This is a genomic window from Leclercia sp. W6 (genome assembly GCF_003336345.1).
Classification (GTDB): Bacteria; Pseudomonadota; Gammaproteobacteria; order Enterobacterales; family Enterobacteriaceae; genus Enterobacter.
Genome location: NZ_CP031104.1, coordinates 3882796 through 3909347, shown reverse-complemented (window position 1 = coordinate 3909347; position 26552 = coordinate 3882796). Strand labels below are relative to the sequence as shown.

Sequence of the window (26552 nt, the reverse complement as noted above, 5' to 3'; positions counted from 1 at the left end):
GCTCGTGAATTAAACTTCGTAATGAATTACGTGTTCACTCAGAGACTTGGTATTCATTTCTTGTCCGAGGACATTAAGAATCCATGTCACTTTGAGTGCCCACACAGATTGTCTGATAAATTGTTAAAGAGCAGTGCCGCTTCGCTTTTTCGCTGCGGCGCGGGGTGTGCATATTACGCTTCCCCGCCTCAGAGTCAAGCGATTATTTTCGCTTTTCTCCGTGAGGTTCTTACCGAACCCCGCTGACCCGGCGGCGTGTTTGCCGTTGTTCCGTGTCAGTGGTGGCGCATTATAGGGAGTTATCTGACGGTGACAAGCAGAAATATTAAAAAGTTTACCGTTCGCTTATTTTTCGACCTGTGCGGCTATTAAAGCCGCGGATTGCGGGTTAATTGCGCAATTTCCCGGGCAAAACTGGCGACCTGGGACCAGTCGGTGTAGACCACCTCTTTACGGGTATCCGTTTCGCCGCCTGTCATCTTCATAATAAGGCGGATCATAAAGCGATCGTACCAGCGGTAACGCGGATAACGCAGCGCGCCCGCAAAAACGGCACAGGCAGTTGGCTTCCAGGGTGAGTTCAGTAAAAATTTGCGCGTGTAGCTGTTGGTTTGCGGCGTACGCTTTTCCGCTTTACGCGCCACCAGATTCACAGAAAAGAAAGCGCCCGGCAGGCTATTCAGCGTTGCCGTGTGTTTTTTCACGAAGCGATCCACTGCAGGATGGAAATGGCCGTAACGAATCGAGGCGCCAATCACCACGCGGTCATACTCCTGCCATGCAATATCTTCGGTGCGGTTCAGATTGACGACATCCGCATAGATACCCTGCTCTTTTAACTCAGAAGCCAGAAAAGCGGCAATCTCCCGCGTCTGCCCGTCGCGCGTTGAAAATAGAATTAATGTTTTCACAAACGGCTCCCTTATTCGCGCCAGAATGTTGGTGTCAGGAGAACCAACAGCGTGAAGACCTCAAGACGCCCGAACAGCATGTTGGCAATCAGGATCCACTTCGCGGTTGGATTCATACTGGCAAAGTTGTCTGCGACCACGCCAAGGCCCGGCCCCAGGTTGTTCAGTGTGGCGACAACGGAAGCAAACGCCGAAAAGTCATCCACGCCCGTCGCGATGATCGCCAGCATACTGACGATAAAGACCAGCGCGTAGGCAGAGAAGAAGCCCCACACCGCCTCCAGAATACGCTCCGGCAGTGCGCGGTTGCCCAGTTTGATGCTGTAAACCGCATTCGGGTGCACCAGACGCTTAAGTTCGCGGTTCCCCTGTTTAAAGAGCAGCAGAATGCGGATCACCTTCAGGCCACCGCCCGTCGAACCGGCACAGCCGCCGATAAAGGCCGAACAGAGCAGCAGCACAGGCAGGAAGAGCGGCCAGCGCGCGATACTGTCGGTGGTGAAACCCGCAGTGGTCGCCATCGACACCACCTGGAAAAATGCCTGATTAAGGGTGGTGACCGCCGAGTCATAGACATCGTGTAGCCACAGCACCAGGGTACAGATAGCCACCAGCGTCAGCTGCACGCCAATGAACATGCGAAATTCTGGATCGCGCCAGTAGACCTTCAGACTACGGCCACTGAGTAAAGAGAAGTGCAGGCCGTAGTTACAGCCGGAGATAAGCAGGAAGATAGCAATGATGGTGTTGATTGTCGGGCTGTCAAAATAGCCGACGCTGGCATCATGGGTTGAGAACCCACCAATGGCGATGGTGGCAAAGCTATGGCCAATGGCATCAAAGGCTGGCATCCCGGCGAACCACAGCGCCAGCGCACAGGCGACCGTCAGCAGCACATAGATCAGCCATAACGTTTTGGCCGTCTCGGCAATACGCGGGCGCATTTTATTATCTTTCAGCGGCCCCGGCATTTCGGCACGGTAGAGCTGCATCCCCCCGACGCCCAGTATCGGCAGAATCGCCACGGCTAATACGATGATCCCCATACCGCCGAACCATTGCAGCATCTGCCGGTAAAAGAGGATGGCATGAGGTAGTGAGTCCAGCCCCACCAGCGTGGTGGCCCCGGTGGTGGTCAGCCCGGAAAAGGATTCAAAGAAGGCATCGGTGATGGTCAGGTTGGGCTGTTCCGAGAAGATGAAGGGTAATGCCCCCACGCTGCCCAGCACGGTCCAGAACAGCACCACGATCAGGAAGCCTTCCCGGGATTTCAGCTCCCCTTTCTGACGGCGGTTAGGCCACCACAGCAGGGAGCCAATCATCAGCGCGACGAAAAAGGTCTGCGTAAAGGCGCGGCCCGCACCATCCCGATAAATAAGCGCTACCAGTCCCGGGAGGATCATCGTCCCGGAGAAAAGTATGACCAGCAATCCAACGATTCGGGTTATGGCACGAAAATGCATCTCTGCCGCTTCCTTTGGTATTCAATAAGTAGGGTGGGGATTATTCTTCAATCGGCCGTAATTGCAACGAACCACGACTAAAATCAGCCAGTTTTGCTGAGAATGCCGGAAGCGAAGCCTGGGGTAATGCCACCCGCAAGTGCACCATCGCCTGGTAGTCACTGTGTACGATGAGGCCCTGATACTGCTTCAGCAATGCCTCGATGCCGGATAACTGGGCGTAATCGCACAATAAAGTATATTCGGTAAGTGGCGTTTTGCGGATAGTCGTCAGCTGATTAAGCGCCTGCTGGACGCCGCCGCCATAGGCCTTGACCAGCCCGCCCGTTCCCAGTAACACGCCGCCGTAGTATCGCACCACGACGGCGGTGATTTCGCCAACGCCGCTGCCCATGAGCTGCGAGAGCATGGGTTTGCCCGCCGTGCCCGCCGGTTCACCATCATCCGAGAACCCGAGCTTTTGCGAGTCGTCAGGCGGCCCGGCCACCCATGCCACGCAGTGGTGGCGGGCGTCGGGATGTTCCGCTCTTACTGCCTCTACAAACGCCTTCGCCGCCTCCACGCCGTCGGTATGCGCCAACAGCGTGATGAAACGGCTTTTCTTGATCTCTTCCGTAAAGGTGACCGGCGCTGCCGGTATGAGCCAGCTTTCCATTACGCCAGCTTCAGATCTCGCGTCATGTTTTCAGTACCGTTCTCGTGGATCACCACGTTATCTTCGATACGGATCCCACCAAACGGCTTCAGCGCTTCGATTTTCTGCCAGTTGAAGTGCTTGCTGAACTGCCCTTCACGCCACGGCGCCAGCAGCGACTCAATAAAGTAGATGCCCGGCTCGATGGTCAGCACCATGCGCGGTTGCAGAATGCGGGTGCAACGCAGGTAGGGGTATTTAGACGGCGCCGCCAGGTGCGTACCAGTGTCATCCTGCATAAAGCCAGCGGTATCATGCACCTGGAGACCCAGAGGATGACCAATCCCGTGCGGCATAAAGGGCCCGGTCAGGTCGTTTTCCACCATCGCCTCTTCGCTCATATCGCTGACGATCTGATACTTACGCAGCAGTTTCGCAATGCGCTGATGGAACTGGATGTGGTAATCCACGTAGCTCACGCCCGCCTTCATGGTGGCGATCAGGGCAAGCTGTTCATCATTCACGTCTTTGATAAGCGCAGCGAACTCGGTGTCGCTATTTCCGGCCCAGGTACGGGTCAGGTCAGCGGCATAGCCGTTATATTCCGCACCGGCATCCAGCAGGAAGCTGCGCATTTCGGACGGCGCGCGGTGATCGAGTTTGGTGTAGTGCAGCACCGCCGCGTGTTCGTTCAGCGCCACGATGTTGCTGTAAGGCACATCGGTATCACGATGGCCGGTGGCCGTCAGGTAGGCCTGGTTAATATCGAACTCGCTCATGCCGGACAGGAACGCTTCATGCGCCGCACGATGGCCGTTAACCGCGTTTTTTTGCGCTTCACGCATGCACGCCAGTTCATAGTCGGTCTTATAGGAGCGATAATAGTGCAGATAGTCGATCACCCCTTTCGGGTTCACGTTTTCCGCTGTGATCTCCATGGCGAGAGCCCGTTCAGGCACCGGGCCAATATAGGCAATGTTGCCGCGAGCTGCAGGTAACTGGCTGCTAATACCGTCCGCTTTCGGCAGGGCAATCACCTCTACCTCGTCCGTCCAGAATGAGGTCGGCAGCGGCTCCACGTTGTGCCAGTAATCCACCGGCAGGTAGAACCAGAGTTTCGGCTTGTTCACGCCATCCACCAGCAACCAGCAATTGGGAACCTGCGTTACCGGCACCCAGGCTTTAAATTGCGGATTCACCTTGAAGGGATAAGCATGATCGTCAAGGAAGACATTAAACAGTTCGCCGGAGTGGATGAGCAGCGCATCCAGCTTAAAGCGAGCCAGTACGTCGCGTGTACGTTCCTGTAACGTAACAATATGATTTTTGTAGAGCGCGGCCAGTGAGTCCATCATTATTCCTTTCGTTTTGACCTCAAGTCCCCGCATCTTAGCACACCTCAGAAAAGCTGCGTGATCTTCGCCGAGCGTGATCAGCCCTACAATTATTTAATGACTAATTTGCATTTCATTAACACAAAACCCACACTCCGTTTCATCTGGTATGACCAGATCCAATTGCTGGATTCAGGAGACTGACATGCTCTACAAAGGCGACACCCTGTACGTAGACTGGCTGGAAGGTGGCATTGCCGAACTGGTGTTCGACGCCCCCGGCTCAGTGAACAAGCTTGATACCGCAACCGTGGCCAGCCTTGGCCAGGCGCTGGACGTTCTTGAAAAACAAACCGATTTAAAAGGTCTGCTGCTGCGTTCCGAAAAAGCGGCATTTATCGTCGGCGCAGACATCACCGAATTCCTCTCGCTGTTCCTGGTACCCCAGGAGCAGTTGAGCCAGTGGCTCCATTTCGCCAACAGCGTCTTTAACCGTCTGGAAGATCTGCCGGTCCCGACCCTTTCTGCGGTCAATGGCTATGCGCTGGGCGGCGGCTGTGAATGCGTGCTGGCGACCGATTACCGTCTGGCAACGCCGGATCTGCGCATTGGTCTGCCTGAAACGAAGCTGGGCATCATGCCGGGCTTTGGCGGCTCGGTACGCCTGCCGCGCCTGCTGGGTGCCGACAGCGCCCTGGAAATTATCGCCGCAGGTAAAGATGTCAGTGCCGATCAAGCGTTAAAGCTCGGTCTGGTGGATGGCGTCGTTAAGCCGGAAAAACTGCATGAAGGGGCTCTGGCGATACTGCGCCAGGCGATTAATGGCGATCTCGACTGGAAAGCGAAACGCCAGCCGAAACTGGAGCCGCTGCACTTAAGTAAAATTGAAGCCACCATGAGTTTCACCATCGCCAAAGGCATGGTGATGCAGACGGCGGGTAAACACTATCCGGCGCCGATCACCGCGGTGAAAACCATCGAAGCCGCCGCACGTCTGGGCCGTGACGAAGCACTGAAATTAGAAAACCAAAGTTTCGTCCCACTGGCTCACACCAACGAAGCCCGTGCGCTGGTCGGTATTTTCCTTAACGATCAGTTCGTGAAGGGCAAAGCGAAGCAGCTGACTAAAAACGTTGAGACGCCAAAACAGGCTGCGGTGCTAGGTGCGGGCATTATGGGCGGCGGCATCGCCTACCAGTCAGCCTGGAAAGGCGTGCCGGTGGTGATGAAAGATATCAACGATAAATCCCTGACGCTGGGCATGACCGAAGCGGCCAAGCTGCTGAACAAACAGCTGGAGCGCGGCAAGATCGACGGTCTGAAGCTCTCCGGCGTGATCTCCACGATTCATCCAACGCTGGAATATAGCGGTTTCGATCGCGTGGATGTGGTCGTCGAAGCGGTAGTTGAAAACCCGAAAGTGAAAAAAGCGGTACTGGCGGAAACAGAAGAGAAGGTTCGCCCGGAGACTGTGCTGGCCTCCAACACCTCTACCATTCCAATCAGCGAACTGGCCAGCGTGCTGAAGCGCCCGGAAAACTTCTGCGGCATGCACTTCTTTAACCCGGTGCACCGTATGCCGCTGGTTGAAGTAATTCGCGGAGAAAAGACCTCTGATGAAACGATCGCCAAAGTGGTGGCGTGGGCCAGCAAGATGGGCAAAACCCCGATTGTGGTTAATGACTGCCCGGGCTTCTTCGTCAACCGCGTGCTGTTCCCCTACTTTGCCGGTTTCAGCCAGCTGCTGCGCGACGGGGCAGATTTCCGCAAGATCGACAAAGTGATGGAAAAACAGTTTGGTTGGCCAATGGGCCCGGCCTATCTGCTGGATGTGGTCGGTATTGATACGGCCCATCACGCCCATGCGGTGATGGCGGCTGGTTTCCCGGAGCGGATGCAGAAAGATTACCGCGATGCCATCGACGCCCTGTTCGAATCGAATCGCTACGGTCAGAAAAACGGTCTCGGCTTCTGGCGTTATAAAGAAGACAGCAAGGGCAAACCGAAGAAAGAGGAAGATGCCACCGTGGACAGCCTGCTGGCAGATGTCAGCCAGGCGAAGCGCGATTTCAGCGACGGAGAGATCATTGCCCGCATGATGATCCCGATGGTCAACGAAGTGGTGCGCTGTCTCGAAGAGGGCATTATCGCCAGCCCGGCGGAAGCGGATATGGCGCTGGTGTATGGCCTGGGCTTCCCTCCGTTCCACGGCGGCGCGTTCCGCTGGCTGGATACGCTCGGCAGCGCCCGCTATCTGGATATGACGCAACAGTACGAGCATCTCGGCCCGCTGTATCACGCCCCGGAAGGTCTGCGTGCCAAAGCGCGTAATAACGAAGCGTACTATCCCCCGGTTGAGCCTGCCCGTCCGGTTGGCGCACTGAAAACGGCTTAAGGAGTCACAATGGAACAGGTTGTCATTGTCGATGCAATTCGTACCCCGATGGGCCGTTCGAAGGGCGGCGCATTTCGTAACGTGCGCGCGGAAGATCTCTCCGCACATTTAATGCGTAGCCTGCTGGCGCGCAACCCGGCGCTGGACGCCACCGCGCTGGACGATATCTACTGGGGCTGCGTGCAGCAGACTCTGGAGCAGGGTTTTAACATTGCCCGTAACGCCGCGCTGCTGGCGGAAATCCCGCACTCGGTACCGGCTGTGACCGTCAACCGTCTGTGCGGTTCGTCGATGCAGGCCCTGCACGATGCGGCACGCATGATCATGACCGGCGATGCACAGGCATGCATGATCGGCGGCGTGGAGCACATGGGCCATGTGCCGATGAACCACGGCGTCGATTTCCATCCCGGCATGAGCCGCACCGTGGCGAAAGCCGCAGGCATGATGGGGCTGACGGCGGAGATGCTCTCCCGTCTGCACGGCATCAGCCGTGAAATGCAGGACAGCTTTGCCGCCCGCTCGCACGCCCGTGCCTGGGCCGCGACGCAGTCCGGCGCCTTCAAAAATGAGATCCTGCCGACCGGCGGCCACGATGCCGATGGCGTGCTGAAGCAGTTCTACTTCGACGAAGTGATCCGTCCGGAAACCACCGTTGAAGCGCTCTCCACGCTGAAACCGGCCTTTGATCCGGTGACCGGCACCGTGACAGCGGGCAGCTCTTCCGCCCTCTCCGATGGTGCTGCCGCCATGCTGGTCATGAGCGAAAGCCGCGCCCGCGAGCTGGGTCTGACGCCGCGCGCCCGTATCCGCTCGATGGCGGTAGTGGGCTGCGATCCGTCGATTATGGGTTATGGCCCGGTACCGGCCTCAAAGCTGGCGCTGAAAAAAGCCGGGCTTTCCACCAGCGATATCGACGTGTTCGAGATGAACGAAGCCTTCGCCGCGCAGATCCTGCCGTGCATTAAGGATCTGGGCCTGATGGATCAGATCGACGAAAAGATTAACCTCAACGGCGGTGCCATTGCGCTGGGTCACCCGCTGGGCTGTTCCGGGGCGCGTATCAGCACCACGCTGATTAACCTGATGGAACGCAAAGATGCCCAGTTTGGTCTGGCGACCATGTGTATCGGCCTGGGTCAGGGGATCGCAACGGTGTTTGAGAGGGTGTAATCGAAGAATATTCCCCTAAATCATTCGCGTTGCATCGCGGCGGCAACTGCGCGAATCCCCGGTCACATAGTTAACTATGTGACCGGGGTGAGCAAAGGCAGCCAACAAAGAGGCAGCGTGAATGATGACGGGGAAAGTTTTAGTTGCCGTTTTCCCGCCTGTCAGGGGCGGGTTTTTTTCGTCTCAAATAAAGGCAAATGCGTCGCCAAACAGACGATCTTCACGCGCGCCACGCTCATTGCAGAACAGGTCACGGGCAATTTTCGCCATTTCGAAACGACCGGCAATATAGATATCGTGATTTACCAGCGTGCCATGATCCTGCAGTACCGCCGTTAACACGGTGCCGCTGCGGCCGCGCCATCCCTCTTCCGGCTGCTCCACCACCGGCTCAACGCGCAGGTTTGGATGGGTCACGCTCAGCGCTTCCAGCTCGGACAGATCGTAAAGGTGCTTCGACTCGCGGCCACCCCAGTAGATGGTGATATCCCGGTCCGGGTTACGCGCCAGCGCCGTCAGCAGGATAGAGCGCGCGTAGGAGAAACCGGTACCGCCGGCAATCAGGATCAGCGGACGCTCTTCGTCATCACGCAGCCAGGCTTCGCCGTGAGGCATATCAACTTCAATCACGTTCTCTTTCAGAATGCGATCCATCACCGCCATCGCATACAGGTTGAGCTCTGACGCCCCAATGTGCAGCTCGATAAACTCTTGCTCATCCGGCGTGGAGGCCATTGAGAAAGGGCGCTTATCCCGCTCATCCATCACCACCATCAAATACTGGCCAGCGCGGAAGGAGAACGCCGATTCAGGTACTAAACGGACGCGATATACAGTGTCGGTGATAGCGTCTACCGAGGTCACTTTACAGCTTAAGGTTGTCATTCGCTCTCTCTGTCGGGAAGTCTATAGGGCATAACGGGCGCATTCAGGCGTCTTTACCGTTATTCATTATGGCCAGTTCATCCCAGATCGCGTCAATTCGCGCAGTCACCTCAGGATCCTTTTTGATCGGTCGACCCCATTCACGTTGGGTTTCGCCGGGCCATTTATTGGTGGCATCCAGTCCCATTTTTGAGCCAAGACCGGAAACCGGCGAGGCAAAATCCAGGTAATCAATTGGCGTGTTTTCGACTAAGACCGTATCGCGTGCCGGATCCATACGGGTGGTAATGGCCCAGATCACGTCATTCCAGTCGCGGGCGTTGACGTCATCATCGCAAACGATCACAAACTTGGTATACATAAACTGGCGCAGGAAAGACCATACGCCCATCATCACCCGTTTAGCGTGACCCGCATACTGCTTCTTAATGGTTACCACCGCCAGGCGATAGGAGCATCCTTCCGGCGGCAGATAGAAGTCAATGATCTCCGGGAACTGCTTTTGCAGGATCGGCACTAACACTTCGTTGAGCGCCACGCCCAGTACGGCAGGTTCATCTGGTGGACGGCCGGTATAGGTGGAGTGGTAAATCGCATCTTCCCGCTGGGTAATGTGGGTCACGGTAAATACCGGGAAGTTATCTATTTCATTGTAATAGCCGGTGTGGTCGCCATACGGCCCTTCCGGGGCCAACTCCCCTGGCTCGATGTAGCCTTCGAGGACAATTTCAGCGCTGGCGGGCACTTCCAGATCGTTAGAAACGCACTTCACCACTTCGGTTTTGGTGCCACGCAGTAACCCGGCAAAGGCATATTCCGACAGCGTGTCTGGCACCGGCGTCACTGCGCCGAGTATGGTGGCCGGATCGGCACCCAGCGCCACGGAGACCGGGAAGCGTTCGCCCGGATGGGCTGCGCACCACTCCTGGAAATCCAGCGCGCCGCCGCGGTGCGACAGCCAGCGCATAATGAGTTTGTTTTTACCGATGAGCTGCTGACGATAGATCCCGAGGTTCTGCCGCTCTTTGTACGGACCGCGCGTCACGGTCAGACCCCAGGTGATCAGCGGGGCGGCATCTTCTGGCCAGCACTGCATGATGGGAATACGGGTCAGATCGACCGCATCGCCTTCCACAATTTTCTGCTGGCAGGGCGCACCGCGCAGCCGTTTGGTCGGCATGTTCAACACCTGCTTAAACTGCGGCAGCTTATCAAAGAGATCGCGAAAACCTTTTGGTGGCTCAGGCTCTTTCAGAAAAGCCAGCAGCTTACCCACTTCACGCAGCGCGCTGACATCTTCCTGCCCCATCCCCATCGCCACACGCCTGGGTGTGCCAAACAGGTTACAGAGCACCGGCATGGTATAGCCTTTCGGGTTTTCAAACAGCAGCGCGGGCCCACCGGCACGCAAGGTACGGTCGGCAATCTCTGTCATCTCCAGATAAGGATCGACAGGCAGGGTAATGCGTTTGAGTTCGCCCTGCTTTTCCAGCAGTTCCAGGAAGTCGCGTAGATCGTTGTATTTCATGCAGTTAGTCAAGCTCTCTCTGTATGCGGTTCATTATACGGCGTAAGACTGCGTGATGCTGTATTTTTGTTAAATTAGCGTGAAGATTCACGGCTTCTTCTGCGTACGGCCATTATAATCAGCTTAGCGATCCCGCCAGGGTTTTGATATGCTTGCCGGCATAACAAGCGGAAAAGAGTCATTATGCGGGCCTGGTATTTACTGTATTGCAAGCGTGGGCAACTTCAGCGTGCTCAGGAACATCTGGAACGCCAGGCGGTGAACTGTCTGACGCCCGTGATCACGCTGGAAAAAATGGTTCGCGGTAAGCGCACAACCGTCAGTGAACCACTGTTCCCGAACTATCTGTTTGTTGAATTCGACCCTGAAGTGATCCACACCACCACCATCAGTGCGACGCGCGGTGTCAGTCACTTCGTGCGCTTTGGCATTCATCCGGCCACGGTGCCCTCTTCCGTCATCCACCAGCTCTCGGTTTATAAACAGCCAGAAGGCATGACCGATCCTGATACGCCCTTCTCCGGCGATGATGTGGTGATCACCGAAGGGGCGTTCGAAGGGCTGGTAGCGATTTTCGCTGAGCCGGACGGGGAAGCCCGCTCCATGCTGCTGCTGAACTTACTGAATAAAGAAGTGAAGCAGAGCGTGAAAAACACCAGTTTCCGCAAAGTTTAAAAGTCGATGCCAAACAGACGACGCACGTTGTCATCCGTCTGCGCAGCCAGCCACTGCGTCTCTTCGCCGCGCCAGTGGGCGACCCGTTCAATGATATGTCCCAGATAAGCCGGTTCATTACGCCGTGAGGCCGGTTTAGGGCTGAGATCGCGCGGCAGCAGGTAAGGCGCATCGGTCTCAATCAGCAGGCGCTCGGCAGGAATAACCGACAGCAACTCGCGTAGCGCCAGCCCACGTCGTTCATCACATACCCAGCCGGTGATCCCCAGATATAATCCACGATCCAGACAAGCTATCGCCTCTTCACGCGTACCGGTAAAACAGTGCAGCACCGCGCCGGGCAGTTTATCCAGCCAGGGTTCCAGCAGCGCCAGAAAGCGTTCGTGAGCATCACGGCAGTGCATAAATACCGGCATACCCAGCTCAGCGGCTAATGCCAGCTGGGCGCTAAAGGCATGCTCCTGCTCGGCGGGGGTAGAGAAATTGCGATTAAAGTCGAGACCACACTCTCCGATTGCCACCACCTCAGGCGAGGCGGCTAACTCCCGCAACGTGGCTGCGCTCTCTGTCGTCCATTGGCTGCTGTCGTGAGGATGAACGCCCGCCGTTGACCAGCTGCGATCGTAGCGCTGCGCCAGCTGCCGCGCCTGCTCGCTTTCATGGAGGTTGGTGCCCGTCAGCAGTAAGCCCTTTACCCCGGCGGCAAAGGCCCTGGTAACGACCTCATCGCGATCCTGGGCAAACTGCGGGCTGGTCAGGTTCAGACCGATATCAAACATACTCGCTCCCATATGACAACCGCCCTGGCGGGCGGTTGGTTTTATTCTTCTGACTCTTCCTCGTGATCTTCACGTCGCTTTCCAATATAGAAGCGCGAGAAGAAGACGCCGACCTCAAACAGGCAATACATCGGGATTGCCAGCAGAGTTTGCGAGAAGACATCCGGCGGCGTTAGCAGCATGCCAATGACAAAGGCACCCACCAGAATGTATGGCCGTTTTTTACGTAAGTCTTCCGGCGTGGTGATCCCCACCCAGCAGAGCAGCACGATGGCAACCGGTACTTCAAACGCCACGCCGAAGGCCATAAACAGCGCCATCACAAAGCTCAGATAACTGGCGATGTCCGTCGAGACTTGGACCCCTACCGGCGCGGTGTTTGCCAGGAAGCCAAAGGCCAAAGGGAAGACCACGAAGTAGGCGAAGGCCATGCCGATATAAAACAGCAGCGAGCTGGAGACCAGCAGCGGGATCACCAGACGGCGTTCATGCTTATACAGCGCAGGGGCAATAAAGGCCCAGACCTGGTAAAGGATTACTGGCGCAGAGGCAATCAGCGACACCCAGAAGGTCAGCTTAATCGGCGTGAAGAAGGGCGACGCGACATCGGTCGCAATCATGGTTGCGCCCAGCGGCATCTGTTTAATCAGCGGCGCAGAGACCACCTGATAGATGTCGTTGGCGAAATAGACCAGGCCTATAAAAATGAGGAAGACCGCAATAATGCAGTTCAGCAGGCGCTTACGCAGCTCGATCAGGTGCGTAATCAGCGGTTGAGTGTCATCTACAGCCATATTTACGCTTTATCACTCGACGAGGGGGACGCATCAGCGACGGGGGCAGGCTTCTTCTCTGCGGACGCTGGCGTCGGTTCTGAATTTTTGATCACCGGCTCTGAAGGCGTCTGTTCGGGCGCACTGGCCTGGTGTTCTGCGGTAGCAGGCGTCACGCCTTCGTGCTGCGCTTCGTTATCTTTGACCAGTGGATTGCGAATGGTGTTGGCTTCATCACTCGCTTTTTCCGGGTCGTTAACGCTGTAGGAGCGCTTCATGGATTCCGCCGCTTCGCGCAGTTCATCCATGGAGGCTTTGAGTTCCGGCGTCAGGTTATCCATGCTCGCCTTCTCCACTTTTTTCAGGCTGTCCTGAAACTCCTGCAGCTTAAGCTCCTGCGCCAGCTCGTTTTGAACCGTTGTCGCAAGCGAACGCAGCGCGCGCACCCAGCCTGCAATAGTTTTTACTGCCACCGGCAAACGCTGTGGCCCCAGTACAATGAGGCCAATCACGAATACCAGCAGCAGTTCGCTAAAACCAATATCAAACACGGATTACACCTGCTCGTTATCGTGGCGTTTAGCATTTTCCTTTTTGACGTCGTCTGGTTTATCGGCGATAGATTTAGCAGTGAAATCCGCGTCCTGGCTGGATTTGTCCTGCTTCTCGTCATCATCTTTGATCGCTTTCTTGAAGCCTTTGATGGAGGCACCAAGATCGGAACCGATAGAACCCAGTTTTTTGGTACCGAAAAGCAGCACGACGATGACGGCAATAATCACCAATTGCCAGATACTGATACCACCCATACTTCTTCCTCAGTTGTAGATGATAAATTAATCAGGCCGCATTATACGTTATGCGGCCCTGCGATAGCGATGCAATTCAGCGTGTTTTACGCCATCCAGCCAGCCAGACCACCACTCCACCGGCCATCAGCCAGGCGGGCATCAACTCCCAGTCAGGACGGTTGATTAGCAATAGCGTGCCGCTTAACAACAGCGTGGCGCCTATGCCAAACAGATACCGGGACTGGCCCTGACGCACATGGTTGGTCTGCAACTCGCGAGCGATTTTATCTACGCTATGTTGCAAGTTTTTGCTCTGACGCAAACTGTCGTACACCAGTTCCGGCAGTTCGGGCATTTTTTCGATCCAGAAAGGCGCTTTCTCTTTCAGGGAGCGGACCAGCGCGGGCAGCCCAACCTGGTCTTTGATCCATGACTCAAGGAACGGTTTTGCCGTTTTCCATAAGTCTAACTGAGGATAGAGTTGCCGCCCCACCCCTTCAACGTAAAGTAATGTTTTCTGGAGTAAAACTAACTGCGGCTGCACTTCCATATTGAAGCGTCGGGCGGTATTAAACAGGTTCAGCAGCACATGGCCAAACGAGATCTCCGCCAGCGGTTTCTCGAAAATGGGCTCACAAACTGTACGAATGGCGAACTCAAACTCTTCGACGTTTGTGTCCGGTGGAACCCAACCGGAGTCGACGTGCAGTTCAGCCACTTTACGGTAATCGCGGTTAAAGAAAGCGATAAAGTTCTCAGCCAGATAGCGCTTATCTTCTTTGTTCAGCGAGCCGACGATACCGCAGTCAATGCCGATGTACTGCGGATCTTCTGGGTGCTCGTAGCTAACGAAGATATTGCCCGGGTGCATATCGGCATGGAAGAAGCTGTCGCGGAACACCTGGGTAAAGAAGACCTGCACGCCACGTTCGGCCAGCAGCTTCATGTTGGTGCCCTGCTTTTCGAGGGTCGCGACGTCCGATACCGGGATGCCGTAGATGCGCTCCATCACCATCATGTCCTGGCTGCAATAGTCGGAATAGACCTCCGGCACATACAGCATCGGGCTGTTTTCAAAGTTGCGGCGCAGCTGAATGGCGTTCGCCGATTCACGCAGCAGATTTAGCTCATCAATCAGCGTCTTTTCATATTCACGCACCACTTCCATCGGACGCAGGCGACGGCCATCAGGCAGCAGACGCGGCACCCAGCGAGCCAGACGGTAGATGAGTCTCATGTCGGCTCGGATGATCGGCAGAATGTCCGGGCGGATCACCTTGATGACCACCTCTTTGCCGTTCTCTTTCAGCCGCGCGGTGTGAACCTGAGCGATAGAGGCTGAAGCCAGCGGCTGGATGTCGAAGTCATCGAACCAGCTTTCTACCGGGATATCACCCATCGCTTTTTCGATCTGCCGCTTTGCCAGCCGGCCATCGAACGGGGCGACTTTATCCTGCAGCAGAGCCAGCTGATCGGCAATCTGAGGGGGGAAGAGATCGCGGCGGGTCGAGAGCATCTGGCCGAACTTGATCCATACCGGACCCAGCTCCTGCAACGCCAGCCGAAGACGCTCACCGAGCAGCTTGTCTTTATGGCGATTTGGCATCCAGAATAGCGTTTGCCGCCAGAGGCGCAGCGGCAAGGTAATGCGCATTCGAGGGATCAACTCATCGAGCCCGTAGCTCAAAAAGGTGTGGATGATAAAATAGAGGCGCCGAATTTCACCTGGCGTCATTTGCCCTCCAGCTTTTCAAGCTTTTTAGTCATTGCATCAACCGAACGTTCAACAGCGGCGGTTTCTTCTGCAAACCATGCTGCTTCCAGCGGCCCGGGGGCCATGCGCCACTCTTCGGTAAGCACCTCCGCAGCATAGCGCTGCTGACGCTGAAAACCTTTTTTCAGCAATGAGGCGCCGCCGCGCAGCACTTTACTGATCCCCTCTGCGGCAATATCGCCCGTCCAGGGGGCCAGCAGTTCTGCCGGATCAAATTCCGCCAGGTCAGCCAGCGAAACGAAGTTTTGTACCACCTGGATATCGCCTTCGACTTCCAGCTCACCGCTACGGATCAGGGCGGTGAGCTGCTGGCGATCGCGCAGTTTAGGTAGCGTACTCATATGGGTGATAACAGAGCAGTCAGCCTCGCCCTCCCACTCGCCCAGCACGTCGAGCTGACGCTCGCTGAATACCAGCACCAGCGGGGTCGAAAACTCTTTTACCACCACACGCAGTACTTTACCGTTCAGTCGCTGGCGTGCCGTTTTGAGCGCGGGCGAGCGATACAGAAAGGTATTGAGTACGTTTTCAACACCGGCTGTGATCAAGGGTTTAAACGGCATCTGCCACCTCCACTCAGAACTTGTACCCGCGATGCAGAGCGACAACGCCCGCGGTCATGTTGAAGTAATCAACATTGTCAAAGCCCGCATCCTGCATCATGGCCTTTAACGTGTCCTGATTAGGGTGCATACGGATGGACTCGGCCAGATAGCGATAGCTGTCGGCGTCGTTAGCAACCACTTCACCAATGCGCGGCAGAATGTGGAAAGAGTAAGCGTCGTACGCTTTGCTCAGCGGTTCAATAATCGGTTTCGAGAACTCCAGCACCAGCAGGCGTCCACCCGGTTTCAGCACGCGGTACATGGAACGCAGCGCTTTCTCTTTATCGGTGACGTTACGCAGACCAAAGGAGATGGTGATGCAGTCAAAAGTGTTATCCGGGAAAGGCAGCGCCTCGGCGTTCGCCTGGACATATTCAACGTTGCCGACCACACCGAGATTGCGCAGTTTCTCACGCCCCATTTTCAGCATGGAGTCGTTGATATCAGCCAGCACAACGCGGCCTGTTTCCCCTACCAGACGCGAGAATTTCGCGGTAAGGTCGCCGGTCCCGCCCGCCAGATCCAGCACCGTTTGCCCACGACGTACGCCGCTACAATCAATAGTGAAGCGCTTCCACAAGCGATGAATGCCGAATGACATCAGGTCATTCATTACATCGTACTTCGCCGCCACGGAATGGAATACGTGGGCCACCATGTCAGCTTTCTGCGCTTTAGCGACAGTCTGAAAGCCAAAGTGCGTTGTGTCTTGTGAATCTTCAACCATCTCAGAGCCTGCTTATCAATCAAATGTACGAGAAGTGTAACAGATTGGGCGAATTTGCCCTACGATTCAACCACCCCAGGAATAACGCCCTACAGGTCTGCCGACGCGTGTGCTTCTGCTAACGTATTGTTTGTCTTTTGAACATCGCCCTCGCCACGCAACCGGTACTCTTCATCCTGGGCGGTGGCCTGCTCGACTAAATCCGGATTAATCTCGCGTTTTACCTCCACGCCAAGGCTGCGGAACGATTCGGCCTGAGCCAGCAGGTTGCCGCGCCCGGAGGCCAGCTTTTTCATCGCCTGGCGGTAATTATCCTGGGCGCGATCCAGGCTCTGCCCAACGGACGACATGTCATCGACGAACAGGCGCATTTTGTCGTACAACCGGCTGGCGCGATCGGCAATCTGCTGGGCATTGCGGCTCTGGTGCTCATAGCGCCACAGATTCGCAATGGTGCGCAGCGCCACCAGCAGCGTGGTCGGGCTCACCAGCATAATGTTGTTTTTCAGCGCTTCGGAGATCAGCTCCGGCTGACGGTCCAGCGCCAGTAAAAAGGCGGGTTCAACCGGGATAAACATAAGCACATAGTCAAGCGAACGCAGGCCGGGTAACTGCTGATAATCTTTACGCCCCAGCAGGCGAATGTGGTTACGCACCGAGGCGATATGCTCCTGCAACGCCGTCTCGCGGGTGTAGTCGTCCTCGGCATTGAAGTAACGCTCGTAGGCCACCAGCGTCATTTTGGCGTCGATGACCACATCCTTCTCCTGCGGCAGGCGGACAATAACATCCGGCTGCATCCGCGCGCGGGATTCTGTTTCGATACTAACCTGGGTCTGATATTCATGCCCTTCACGCAGACCGGAGGCTTCCAGTACGCGGGTCAACACCACTTCGCCCCAGTTACCCTGGGTTTTATTGTCGCCTTTCAGCGCCCGGGTCAGGTTGATCGCCTCCTGGGCCATCTGGGCATTTAGCTGCTGGAGATTGCGAATTTCATGGGCCAGCGTGTGTCGCTCCCGCGCCTCCTGACCAAAGCTGTCCTGCACCTGGCGACGAAAACCGTCCAGCTGTTCGCGCAAGGGAGTCAGCAGAACGTTCAGGCTCTGGCGGTTTTGCTCGTCAACACGGCGGTTGCTCTGTTCAAAGATGCGATTGGCCAGGTTTTCGAACTGCTCGCTCAGGCGCTGTTCGCTGTTAATCATCTGGCGGATTTTGTCTTCCGCATGCAACTGGGTGGATTCCAGGCGGGTGGTGACTTCGCGCAGGTCGGCTTCCAACGAGGTGTTGATATCCCGCAGATTACGCAGTTCGTTATTGAGTAGCTCGCACTCGTCGCGCCAATGTCCGCTTTGCGCCGCCTGTTGTTTCAGCGCGCTTAAGGCAGCCACCATCTCCTCACGTTCGGCCAGCTGATCGGCTTTTTGCTGCGCATGCTGATAGCTGGCGAACAACCAGCCCACGCCGACGCTGACCAGCGCGATAACGACATAAAAAAGGATGGAAATATCCACGACGCCCCCTGCATCAAGGTATGACCCGCACAAAATAGAATTGTGCTGTATAAACGTCCAGTTTGAAAAGGGTTTTCTGCGAGGGGCTACGCAAAGAAAAAGGCCGAACGGGTCGGCCTTTGGCAAAGAAAAGGAGTAATTACAGCAGGCGGCGGGCCGCTTCCACGACAATTTTCACCGCGTGGCTTTCGGTCTGCTTCATGGTCTCGGCGTTCGGGATCTCTTGCTGGGTACGGTTCACAATGACACCCGCGACCATACCGGCACGCAGACCCTGGCTTGCGCACATGGTCAGCAGCGTGGCGGATTCCATTTCATAGTTCATAACGCCCATGGACTGCCACTCTTCCATCGAGCCTTTGAAACGGCTGACCACGCGACCGGAGAAGGTATCGTAGCGCTCCTGGCCCGGGTAGAAGGTGTCAGACGAGGCGGTGACGCCAACGTGGGTGGTTGCGCCAACGGATTTTGCTGCTTCCACCAGCGCGGTGGTGCATTCGAAGTCGGCTACTGCCGGGAATTCCATCGGGGCAAAGTGCAGGCTCGCGCCGTCCAGACGTACAGACGCCGTGGTGACCAGCACGTCGCCAACGTTGATATGCGGCTGGATTGCACCGGTTGTACCGATACGCAGGAAAGTACGGATACCCAGCTGCGCCAGCTCTTCGACGGCAATAGAGGTAGACGGGCCACCGATACCGGTTGAGCACACGATCACCGCTTTACCATCCAGCTCTGCCCGCCAGGTCGTGAATTCGCGATGGGCTGCCAGCTTAACCGGCTTATCCATCAGCGCGGCGATCTTTTCCACACGCTCAGGATCGCCAGGGACGATAGCGAGCGTAGCCCCTTGTAAATCGTTTTTAGTGAGGCCGAGATGAAAAACATCAGACTTAGACATAGAAAACTCCTCTGTGGGTCAGTTTGTCAGCAGAAGCAAAGCGGTACTTTACCGAAGGAACTGGCTTCATTTCGTGATAGACATCACCGCTAATGAAATTGATTGCATTTAATTACCATGAAATAGTGATTAACATCACATTAACGACTTATATCGTTATCTGTTGCACAAAAGATAGCCTGTTTCGGGCACTGTGGATTGTTAACCTGCGGACTATATTTACTTTTGCGCTAATTGGTACGGAGAATGCCATGACTGGAACATCTGGATTTGCCCCTGCTGCTGATCTGCAAGCCTCAACCGTTGTCACTACCTCCGACGAGGCGATTACCGCCGGGGAGACCTCGATTCCGACCCAGGGCGATAATATGCCCGCTTACCATGCCCGGCCCAAAAATGGGCAAGGGGCATTGCCGATCGTCATCGTGGTTCAGGAAATTTTCGGCGTACATGAGCATATTCGCGATATCTGCCGTCGCCTGGCGCTGGAAGGGTATCTGGCGGTCGCGCCGGAGCTCTACTTCCGTCAGGGCGATCCGAACAAGTACAGCGACATCCCTACCCTGTTCAGCAACCTGGTCAGTAAAGTGCCGGACGCGCAGGTGCTGGCGGATCTTGACCACGTCGCCAACTGGGCAGCGCGCAACGGTGGCGATCCCCATCGTCTGCTGGCGACCGGTTTCTGCTGGGGCGGACGGATCAGCTGGCTCTATGCCGCCCATAACCCGCAGCTGAAAGCAGCCGTGGCGTGGTATGGCAAACTGGTCGGCGAGAAAACCCTGAATTCACCAAAACATCCTGTCGATATTGCTACCGATTTAAACGCCCCCGTACTGGGGCTCTATGGCGCCGAAGACACCGGCATTCCACTGGATACCGTCGAGACGATGCGTCATGCCCTGCGGGCGGCGAACGCAACGGCGGAGATTGTGGTCTATCCAGGAGCGGGACATGCGTTTAATGCCGATTACCGTCCGAGCTATCACGAAGAATCAGCGAAGGATGGCTGGCAGCGGATGCTGGCCTGGTTTGCGCAGTATGGCATCAAAAAATAATACCCTACGCCCGGCACGTCTGCCGGGCGTACAATCCATGGTTATTAATCCCAGCAATATAAACATGTATTTATATATACTACAGAGAGGATTACTATTTAAATAACAATCGCCCCCTGATTTTGTGAGCCATCATAAATTAAAAACGTTTTAGGAAATTAACCATACAGTTATGCTTTTCTCTCCTGTATGCGGGGCGTACGCTGGCATTCATATTACTTGCCAAACAGGAGGTTACAGGATGGCTATACCGGTATATCTTTGGTTAACAGACCATACAGGAAATCAGGTTAAAGGTTCAGTTGATATACAAGGAAGAGAAGGAAGCATTGAGATTATAGAGTTTATGCATTCTGTCGATCTTCCCACGGACAACCTTACAGGTAAAATTACTGGCAAACGTATCCATGGTGACTTTGCTTTAATCAAAGAGATTGATAGCTCATCGCCTTACCTTTATAAAGGCGTATCTACTGGTCAAAAATTTAAGCAAGCAGAGCTTAAGTTTTTCCGTATAAATTATAATGGTCAGGAAGAGGAATATTTCCGTATAATGATGGAAAATGTCAGGGTTAATGGAATAGAGCCGTTAATGTTCGACATTAAAAATACCACCTTTGTAAGGCACAATCACCTTGAAGCATTTTATTTAGCTTATGAAATAATCACATGGCACTATCTGGATGGAAATATTATTCATACAGACAGATGGGATGCTGAGCAGGAGGCTGTGGTATGACGTGGGTTTATAAAGTAAGTTCGCACTCATTTTATCTGGATGGCACTTATCAGTTTGATGGTCAGTATGCAGGTAGGCCTGGGTTTAAAAACGACTCAGCAAATGAATGCGTAAAAAACAAAGGCCCGCTACCAAGAGGAACGTATACAATAGGACCCGCTTTTTATCATTCTAAAACCAAAGCATGGACAATGAGATTAACTCCCTACGCCGGGAACGATATGTGTGGTCGGGATGGCTTCATGATACATGGGGAAAGTTCATTGCACCCGGGAGAGGCATCCGACGGATGTATCATCCTAAATTTATCCAGTCGTAAAATCATTGCTGCAAGCAGTGATAAAATACTCGTTGTGGAGGATTAATGCTTAATAAAAAATCTCTCTACATATTAATTATGTATCCTTTTCTTGCGCACGCGAATAATAATGGATGTGCTATTGTCGGTGCGTCAATGGAGACCGCTTTATTCAAGGCCATTTCGCGAGACTTACAAATCGATACGTCGACTATTCAGCGAAACAAAACAACCATTAAAATCATTGACCTTTCTCCTGTATCAAAACTGTACGCGCAATCATTAGCAAAAATCGATTATGAAATGGCTGTGGCACAGGGTAAAGCGACAATACCCGAGGATGCTTACCTGGACAGTTATTATGAAAATAACACTCAATCCCTGACGGTAAAATACACATACATCAACAAGGAGAAAAAGGAAGATATATTCATTGCTTCTGGCCTTATAAATGACGATGAATGCTCAGTCAGGTTTAATGGTTATATGGTAATAGCAAGAGAGTTTTAATTATTCAGGAAGGTCGTACGTAGGCCGGGCAGCCACACGCCGCCCGGCCTACGTGTGCCAGGGTTAACCCTGACGCAAATTCTGCGCCGCTTTCACCATATTCGCCAGTGCGGCGCGCGTTTCAGGCCAGCCGCGGGTTTTCAGGCCGCAGTCCGGGTTCACCCACAGGCGCTCAGCCGGAATACGCTGGGCCGCTTTTTGCAGCAGGCTTTCAATCCACTCCACGCTCGGGACGTTCGGGGAGTGAATGTCATAGACGCCCGGCCCGATCTCGTTCGGGTAGTCGAACTCTTCAAACGACTCCAGCAGCTCCATATCCGAGCGTGAGGTTTCGATGGTGATCACGTCGGCATCCAGCGCGGCGATGGCGTCCATGATGTCGTTGAACTCGCAGTAACACATGTGGGTGTGGATCTGGGTCTCATCCTTCGCCACCGCAGCGTTGATGCGGAAGGCTTCCACACCCCACTTCAGATAGGCATCCCAGTCGCTGCGACGCAGCGGCAGCCCTTCGCGCAGTGCCGGTTCGTCAATCTGAATGATGCCGATACCGGCGGCTTCCAGATCCGCCACTTCGTCACGCAGCGCCAGCGCGATCTGCTTCGCGATAGTCTCACGCGTCACATCCTCACGCGGGAAGGACCAGCAGAGAATGGTCACCGGCCCGGTCAGCATGCCTTTTACCGGTTTGTCGGTCAGAGACTGCGCGTACTTCGCCCACTCGACGGTGATCGCTTCCGGGCGGCTGACGTCCCCGATCACCACCGGCGGCTTCACGCAGCGGGAGCCGTAGCTCTGCACCCAGCCATTCTGGGTAAAGACGAAACCGTCCAGATGCTCACCAAAATACTCCACCATGTCGTTACGCTCGGCTTCGCCGTGGACCAGCACATCCAGCCCCAGGCGCTCCTGCTCCACAATCGCCTGCTTGATGTGTTCAGCGATACCGGTGCGGTAGTTGCCTGCATCCAGATTGCCCTTTTTGAAGTCCAGACGCAGGCCGCGGATCTCGGTGGTCTGCGGGAAGGAGCCGATAGTGGTGGTCGGCCAGGCCGGGAGCTTAAAGCGGGCACGCTGGGCTTCAGCACGCACCTCATAAGGACTCTGACGCTGGCTCTCCTTCGCGGTGATGGCGGCCAGACGTTTCTCAACGGCCGGGTTATGCACGCGGGTAGAGTGGCGGCGGGCCTGAATTGGCGCGCTCCATGCGGTAATCGCCGTCGTATCGCCGCTGTTCAGCGCATCGCGCAGCAGGGTCAGCTCTTCGCATTTTTGCAGGGCGAAGGCAAACCAGCTCTTCACTTCGGCATCCAGACGGGTTTCGACGCTGAGATCGATCGGGCTGTGCAGCAGGGAGCAGGATGAGGCGATCCACAGATCGCGTTTGCCGACGATGTCTTTAATCTGAGCATATTTTTCTGTCAGATCGGCGCGCCAGACGTTGCGACCGTTCACCAGCCCGGCAGAGAGCAGCCAGTCGGCCGGCAGACGGGAATGGAGTTCTGCTACGTCATCTTTACCGTGCACCAGATCCACGTGCAACCCCTGCACCGGCAGCGCAGTGAGGGTATCGAGATTTGGTGTTACCCCTTCAAAATAGGTGGTGAGCAGCAGCTTAACCTGCCCCGCGAGGGCGTCGTATGCCGGTTTGAAGGCATCCAGCCACGCCTGCGGCAGCTCCAGCACCAGCGCCGGTTCGTCGATCTGTACCCACTCAACGCCGCGTTTCGCCAGTTCGCCCAGTACCTGCTGGTACACCGGCAGGATCTCATTCAGCAGGCTCAGGCGATCAAACTGTTCGCCCTTCACTTTACCCAGCCACAGGTACGTTACCGGCCCCAGCAGAACAGGTTTCACCTGATGGCCGAGGGCCAGGGCTTCGTCCACCTCATCCAGCAACTGGGTCCAGGTCAGTCTGAACTGCTGGCCCTTCACGAACTCCGGCACCATATAGTGATAGTTGGTGTTAAACCACTTGGTCATCTCTGCCGCCGCCGCGGGTTCACCCGTTGGCGCACGGCCACGGCCAATGCGGAACAGGGTGTCGATATCTACCGATCCATCTTTGCTCTGATGACGAGCCGGCACGTTGCCAAGTAGCAGGCTGGTGGTCAGAACATGGTCGTACCAGGCGAAATCGCCCACCGGCAGCAGGTCAATGCCCGCCTGTTTCTGCTGATCCCAGTGGCGGGCACGGAGTTCACGCCCCACCGCCAGCAGTTCATCACGGGTGGCATTACCCGCCCAGTAGCTTTCGAGCGCTTTTTTCAGCTCGCGGCGCAGGCCGACGCGCGGGAAACCGAGGGTGTGGTTGCGAATTGTCATGATGTGCCCCTTATGGAATTTTCAGTATTTAGCCGTCCAGATGTTTACACTTCCATAATGTGTAGGTACTGTATATTCCTCAAGCGCAAATTGTTCATGGCGAAGTGAAGGACATTCATGATCGAGATAAAACACCTGAAAACGCTCCAGGCGTTGCGGAACTGCGGCTCTCTTGCGGCGGCGGCGGCGGCGCTGCACCAGACGCAATCCGCCCTTTCCCACCAGTTCAGCGATCTGGAACAGCGCCTTGGCTTTCGTCTGTTTGTGCGTAAGAGTCAGCCGCTACGCTTCACGCCGCAGGGTGAGATCCTGCTGCAGCTGGCGAATCAGGTGTTGCCGCAGATCGCCAGCGCGTTGCAGGCCTGCCATGAGCCCCAGCAAACCCGGCTGCGCATCGCCATTGAGTGCCACAGCTGTATCCAGTGGCTGACCCCCGCGCTTGAGAACTTCCGCCAGAGATGGCCGCAGGTGGAGATGGACTTTAAATCCGGCGTGACCTTTGACCCGCAGCCGTCGCTCCAGCAGGGCGAGCTGGATCTGGTCATGACCTCGGATATTCTGCCGCGCAGTGGCCTGCACTATTCGCCAATGTTTGATTTTGAAGTACGCCTGGTGCTGGCCCCGGATCATCCGCTGGCTGCCAGAACGCGCATTACGCCGGAAGATCTGGCGACCGAAACGCTGCTGATCTACCCGGTCCAGCGCAGTCGTCTGGATATCTGGCGTCACTTCCTGCAGCCGGCGGGTATCAGCCCGCAGCTGAAAAGCGTGGACAATACCCTGCTGTTAATTCAGATGGTGGCAGCCCGCATGGGGATCGCCGCATTACCACACTGGGTGGTGGAGAGCTTTGAACGCCAGGGCCTGGTGGTGACCAGAACCCTGGGCGAGGGATTGTGGAGCCGGTTGTACGCCGCCGTGCGCGATGGCGAGCAGCGTCAACCGGTTACCCAGGCTTTTATTCGCTCAGCGCGGAATCACGCTTGCGATCATCTGCCGTTTGTCCGGAGCGCGGAGCGACCCAACGGCGATGCACCCACAGTGAAGCCAGGATCACCGTCCCCCCAATAATGAAGCTCGGCCAGTGCGGTTGTTCCTGCCAGATGGCGAGGTTCACCAGCAGGCCTGCCGGGACATGAACGTTGTTCATGATCCCAAGCGTCCCGGCGTCCACCTGTGTGGCGCCGTAGTTCCACATGAAGTAACCCAGCCCGGATGCCACCACTCCCAGCCAGACCAGCACGCTCCACTGCACCGTCGTGGTCGGCAGTTTTTGTGGGTTCCCCAGCATAAACCACGCCGCGACCGCCACTATCGCCGCCCCCATATAAAACCAGGCAAAGGCGTTGTGCTGCGGCATCGGACGGGTTTCCATCAAACGCTTATACCCCACCATGCCGATGGCAAAGCTGATGTTGGCGAGCTGGACGAACATCAGCCCGGTCCAGAAGTGGTCGCTCACTTTGTCATAGCGAATGATCGCCGCGCCCAACACCGCCAGCGCCGCGCTCAGCAGGTAGCCCCAGCGCAAACGGCGTTTGCTCAGCAGGTCATAAATCAGCGTGATATAGAGCGGCGTGAGCACGGTAAACAGCAGGAATTCCGATACCGACAGGTAGACGTAAGCGCGGAAGCTGAACAGGTACATGATGCCGAGCTGCATCGCGCCTACCAGCATGTACAGCAAAATGGTTTTCAGCGTTTGTCCGCGCGTACGCAGGAACGGCAGGAACACCAGCGCCGCCAGCCCCACGCGCATCAGCACCGAGAAATAGCTATCGACCGAACCGGCAAGGTATTCGCCAATCAGGCTAAAGGAGAAGGCCCACAGAATAGTGGTGATAATGAGTAGCGCCACAATGCTTGTCTCTTGAAAAGATGGACAGGCATTGTAGCGAACTCTTTGGTTGACAACTGAACGTTAAACAACCAAATGAAGATTATTCAAGAAACAGCTTACGCAGATATTTTGGCACCGCGTTGTCGCCGTTGGTGCCGATCACTTCCAACTCCGGGTGCAGATCTTTCAGGCGCTGGTGGGCGTTTTCCATAATGCAGCCCTTACCCGCCATGGAGAGCATTTCGGCATCGTTCATACCGTCGCCAAAGGCGATGCAGTCCTTAAGATCAAAGCCCAGACGTTTGGCTACCGCTTCCAGGGCATGCCCCTTGGAGACGCCGCCCGCCATCACTTCCAGGCAGGTCAGCGTAGAGAAGCTGACGTTAACCCGATCGCCCCAACGGGCGTTAATCGCCTGCTCCAGCGGCAGCAGCGCTTCGTGGCTGTCGGTGGTGAAGAACACCTTGCTGATGCCTTCCGGCTCCAGCAGACCCGGCTCATACAGCGAATAGTTGAATACCGCCTCTTTAAAGAAGCGCATCTCGTCCGGGCGGTGACGGTTCATAAACCACTCGTCGTCGCGATAGACGTTGGTGATGATGTCGGGGTTGTTGTGCATGATCCCGAACAGATCGGTGGCGATGTCGCGATCGAGGTTATGGGTGAAGATCAGATTACCGTCCAGATCGTGCACGCGGGCGCCGTTGGAGGTGATCATGTAGGATTTGATCTCCAGATTATCGCGGATCTGCCCCACATCAACGTGGTGGCGGCCGGTGGCGAAGACAAAGTTCACGCCACGGGCAGTCAGGAGCTTTAAGGTCTCTTTCGCGTAGGGCGATAAAGTGTGATCGGGGGAGAGCAGCGTGCCATCTAAATCAGACGCGACAACCTGGTACATAGAAAAATTTAACCTCTGGTGA

General features: G+C 55.6%; 26 protein-coding genes. 8 read left to right on the top strand and 18 right to left on the bottom strand.

Annotated features, from left to right (window positions below; genetic code table 11):
• Positions 1 to 368: 368 nt before the first annotated feature.
• From hemG to pepQ, 4 genes are read right to left on the bottom strand one after another with little or no spacing between them, the layout of a single operon-like run.
• Complete coding sequence (gene hemG, locus DVA43_RS19105; protein ID WP_114316446.1) at positions 369 to 911, bottom strand: menaquinone-dependent protoporphyrinogen IX dehydrogenase; 543 nt, start codon at positions 909 to 911, stop codon at positions 369 to 371.
• A gap of 11 nt (positions 912 to 922) precedes the next feature.
• Positions 923 to 2374: a Trk system potassium transporter TrkH gene (trkH, locus tag DVA43_RS19100; protein WP_114316445.1), complete on the bottom strand. Its 1452-nt coding sequence runs from the start codon at positions 2372 to 2374 to the stop codon at positions 923 to 925.
• A 40-nt stretch (positions 2375 to 2414) separates the two neighbouring features.
• Positions 2415 to 3029 carry an IMPACT family protein gene (locus DVA43_RS19095; protein ID WP_114316444.1) on the bottom strand — a complete coding sequence of 205 codons (615 nt, stop codon included), beginning with the start codon at positions 3027 to 3029 and terminating at the stop codon, positions 2415 to 2417.
• Positions 3029 to 4360, bottom strand: a complete 1332-nt coding sequence (gene pepQ / locus DVA43_RS19090) for a Xaa-Pro dipeptidase (protein WP_114316443.1) — start codon at positions 4358 to 4360, stop codon at positions 3029 to 3031. The genes DVA43_RS19095 and pepQ overlap by 1 nt, the downstream gene beginning before the upstream one ends.
• Before the next feature lie 187 nt (positions 4361 to 4547).
• Here pepQ and fadB point away from each other — a divergent pair, with 187 nt between their 5' ends.
• Together fadB and fadA are read left to right on the top strand one after the other, a co-directional pair.
• Entirely contained in the window at positions 4548 to 6737 is a 2190-nt protein-coding gene (gene fadB, locus DVA43_RS19080) for a fatty acid oxidation complex subunit alpha FadB (protein ID WP_114316441.1), read from the top strand.
• Between the two features lie 9 nt (positions 6738 to 6746).
• Positions 6747 to 7910: an acetyl-CoA C-acyltransferase FadA gene (gene fadA / locus DVA43_RS19075; RefSeq protein ID WP_114316440.1), complete on the top strand. Its 1164-nt coding sequence runs from the start codon at positions 6747 to 6749 to the stop codon at positions 7908 to 7910.
• A gap of 183 nt (positions 7911 to 8093) precedes the next feature.
• Here the strand turns inward: fadA and fre are convergent, their stop codons facing one another.
• The gene (gene fre, locus DVA43_RS19070; protein WP_103825360.1) at positions 8094 to 8795 is read right to left on the bottom strand and encodes an NAD(P)H-flavin reductase; all 702 of its coding nucleotides are present in this window, start codon (positions 8793 to 8795) and stop codon (positions 8094 to 8096) included.
• A 43-nt stretch (positions 8796 to 8838) separates the two neighbouring features.
• Positions 8839 to 10323 (bottom strand): 4-hydroxy-3-polyprenylbenzoate decarboxylase, encoded by a 1485-nt coding sequence (gene ubiD / locus DVA43_RS19065; RefSeq protein WP_114316439.1) that lies wholly within the window; start codon positions 10321 to 10323, stop codon positions 8839 to 8841.
• A 183-nt stretch (positions 10324 to 10506) separates the two neighbouring features.
• Here ubiD and rfaH point away from each other — a divergent pair, with 183 nt between their 5' ends.
• Positions 10507 to 10998, top strand: coding sequence for a transcription/translation regulatory transformer protein RfaH (gene rfaH, locus DVA43_RS19060; RefSeq protein ID WP_114316438.1), 492 nt, complete (start codon positions 10507 to 10509; stop codon positions 10996 to 10998).
• Here the strand turns inward: rfaH and tatD are convergent.
• The 9 genes from tatD to udp all read right to left on the bottom strand — a co-directional run bounded on the left by tatD (position 10995) and on the right by udp (position 18862).
• Entirely contained in the window at positions 10995 to 11777 is a 783-nt protein-coding gene (tatD, locus tag DVA43_RS19055; RefSeq protein ID WP_114316437.1) for a 3'-5' ssDNA/RNA exonuclease TatD, read from the bottom strand. The genes rfaH and tatD overlap by 4 nt on opposite strands.
• Before the next feature lie 41 nt (positions 11778 to 11818).
• Positions 11819 to 12571 (bottom strand): Sec-independent protein translocase subunit TatC, encoded by a 753-nt coding sequence (tatC, locus tag DVA43_RS19050; RefSeq protein ID WP_103825356.1) that lies wholly within the window; start codon positions 12569 to 12571, stop codon positions 11819 to 11821.
• A gap of 2 nt (positions 12572 to 12573) precedes the next feature.
• Positions 12574 to 13101, bottom strand: coding sequence for a Sec-independent protein translocase protein TatB (gene tatB, locus DVA43_RS19045; RefSeq protein WP_103177420.1), 528 nt, complete (start codon positions 13099 to 13101; stop codon positions 12574 to 12576).
• A gap of 3 nt (positions 13102 to 13104) precedes the next feature.
• The gene (gene tatA, locus DVA43_RS19040) at positions 13105 to 13359 is read right to left on the bottom strand and encodes a Sec-independent protein translocase subunit TatA (RefSeq protein WP_103177421.1); all 255 of its coding nucleotides are present in this window, start codon (positions 13357 to 13359) and stop codon (positions 13105 to 13107) included.
• A gap of 76 nt (positions 13360 to 13435) precedes the next feature.
• Positions 13436 to 15076 (bottom strand): ubiquinone biosynthesis regulatory protein kinase UbiB, encoded by a 1641-nt coding sequence (gene ubiB, locus DVA43_RS19035; RefSeq protein ID WP_114316436.1) that lies wholly within the window; start codon positions 15074 to 15076, stop codon positions 13436 to 13438.
• The gene (gene ubiJ / locus DVA43_RS19030) at positions 15073 to 15678 is read right to left on the bottom strand and encodes a ubiquinone biosynthesis protein UbiJ (protein WP_114316435.1); all 606 of its coding nucleotides are present in this window, start codon (positions 15676 to 15678) and stop codon (positions 15073 to 15075) included. The genes ubiB and ubiJ overlap by 4 nt, the downstream gene beginning before the upstream one ends.
• 13 nt (positions 15679 to 15691) lie before the next feature.
• Positions 15692 to 16447, bottom strand: a complete 756-nt coding sequence (ubiE, locus tag DVA43_RS19025; RefSeq protein ID WP_103177424.1) for a bifunctional demethylmenaquinone methyltransferase/2-methoxy-6-polyprenyl-1,4-benzoquinol methylase UbiE — start codon at positions 16445 to 16447, stop codon at positions 15692 to 15694.
• An 89-nt stretch (positions 16448 to 16536) separates the two neighbouring features.
• The gene (gene rmuC, locus DVA43_RS19020) at positions 16537 to 17961 is read right to left on the bottom strand and encodes a DNA recombination protein RmuC (RefSeq protein ID WP_114316434.1); all 1425 of its coding nucleotides are present in this window, start codon (positions 17959 to 17961) and stop codon (positions 16537 to 16539) included.
• A gap of 139 nt (positions 17962 to 18100) precedes the next feature.
• Positions 18101 to 18862: a uridine phosphorylase gene (udp, locus tag DVA43_RS19015; RefSeq protein ID WP_045417628.1), complete on the bottom strand. Its 762-nt coding sequence runs from the start codon at positions 18860 to 18862 to the stop codon at positions 18101 to 18103.
• 251 nt (positions 18863 to 19113) lie between these two features.
• Between udp and DVA43_RS19010 the strand changes: the two genes are divergently transcribed.
• The 4 genes from DVA43_RS19010 to DVA43_RS18995 all read left to right on the top strand — a co-directional run bounded on the left by DVA43_RS19010 (position 19114) and on the right by DVA43_RS18995 (position 21464).
• A complete protein-coding gene (locus DVA43_RS19010; protein ID WP_114316433.1) occupies positions 19114 to 19917 on the top strand; it encodes a dienelactone hydrolase family protein in 804 nt (267 codons plus the stop codon).
• Between the two features lie 241 nt (positions 19918 to 20158).
• Entirely contained in the window at positions 20159 to 20656 is a 498-nt protein-coding gene (locus DVA43_RS19005) for a type VI secretion system tube protein TssD (protein ID WP_114316432.1), read from the top strand.
• Positions 20653 to 21021, top strand: a complete 369-nt coding sequence (locus DVA43_RS19000) for a tlde1 domain-containing protein (RefSeq protein ID WP_114316431.1) — start codon at positions 20653 to 20655, stop codon at positions 21019 to 21021. The genes DVA43_RS19005 and DVA43_RS19000 overlap by 4 nt, the downstream gene beginning before the upstream one ends.
• A gap of 32 nt (positions 21022 to 21053) precedes the next feature.
• Positions 21054 to 21464: a Shiga toxin A subunit gene (locus DVA43_RS18995; protein ID WP_114317166.1), complete on the top strand. Its 411-nt coding sequence runs from the start codon at positions 21054 to 21056 to the stop codon at positions 21462 to 21464.
• Positions 21465 to 21527: 63 nt separating this feature from the next.
• Here DVA43_RS18995 and metE read toward each other — a convergent pair whose 3' ends face one another.
• Complete coding sequence (gene metE / locus DVA43_RS18990) at positions 21528 to 23789, bottom strand: 5-methyltetrahydropteroyltriglutamate--homocysteine S-methyltransferase (protein WP_114316430.1); 2262 nt, start codon at positions 23787 to 23789, stop codon at positions 21528 to 21530.
• 117 nt (positions 23790 to 23906) lie between these two features.
• On the opposite strand from metE, the gene metR reads away from it, so the two are divergent.
• Positions 23907 to 24860, top strand: coding sequence for an HTH-type transcriptional regulator MetR (gene metR / locus DVA43_RS18985; RefSeq protein ID WP_114316429.1), 954 nt, complete (start codon positions 23907 to 23909; stop codon positions 24858 to 24860).
• Here metR and DVA43_RS18980 read toward each other — a convergent pair.
• Both DVA43_RS18980 and yigL read right to left on the bottom strand, forming a co-directional pair.
• Entirely contained in the window at positions 24748 to 25647 is a 900-nt protein-coding gene (locus DVA43_RS18980) for a carboxylate/amino acid/amine transporter (RefSeq protein ID WP_114316428.1), read from the bottom strand. The genes metR and DVA43_RS18980 overlap by 113 nt on opposite strands.
• 82 nt (positions 25648 to 25729) lie before the next feature.
• Positions 25730 to 26530 carry a sugar/pyridoxal phosphate phosphatase YigL gene (gene yigL, locus DVA43_RS18975; RefSeq protein WP_103177433.1) on the bottom strand — a complete coding sequence of 267 codons (801 nt, stop codon included), beginning with the start codon at positions 26528 to 26530 and terminating at the stop codon, positions 25730 to 25732.
• Positions 26531 to 26552 lie beyond the last annotated feature (22 nt).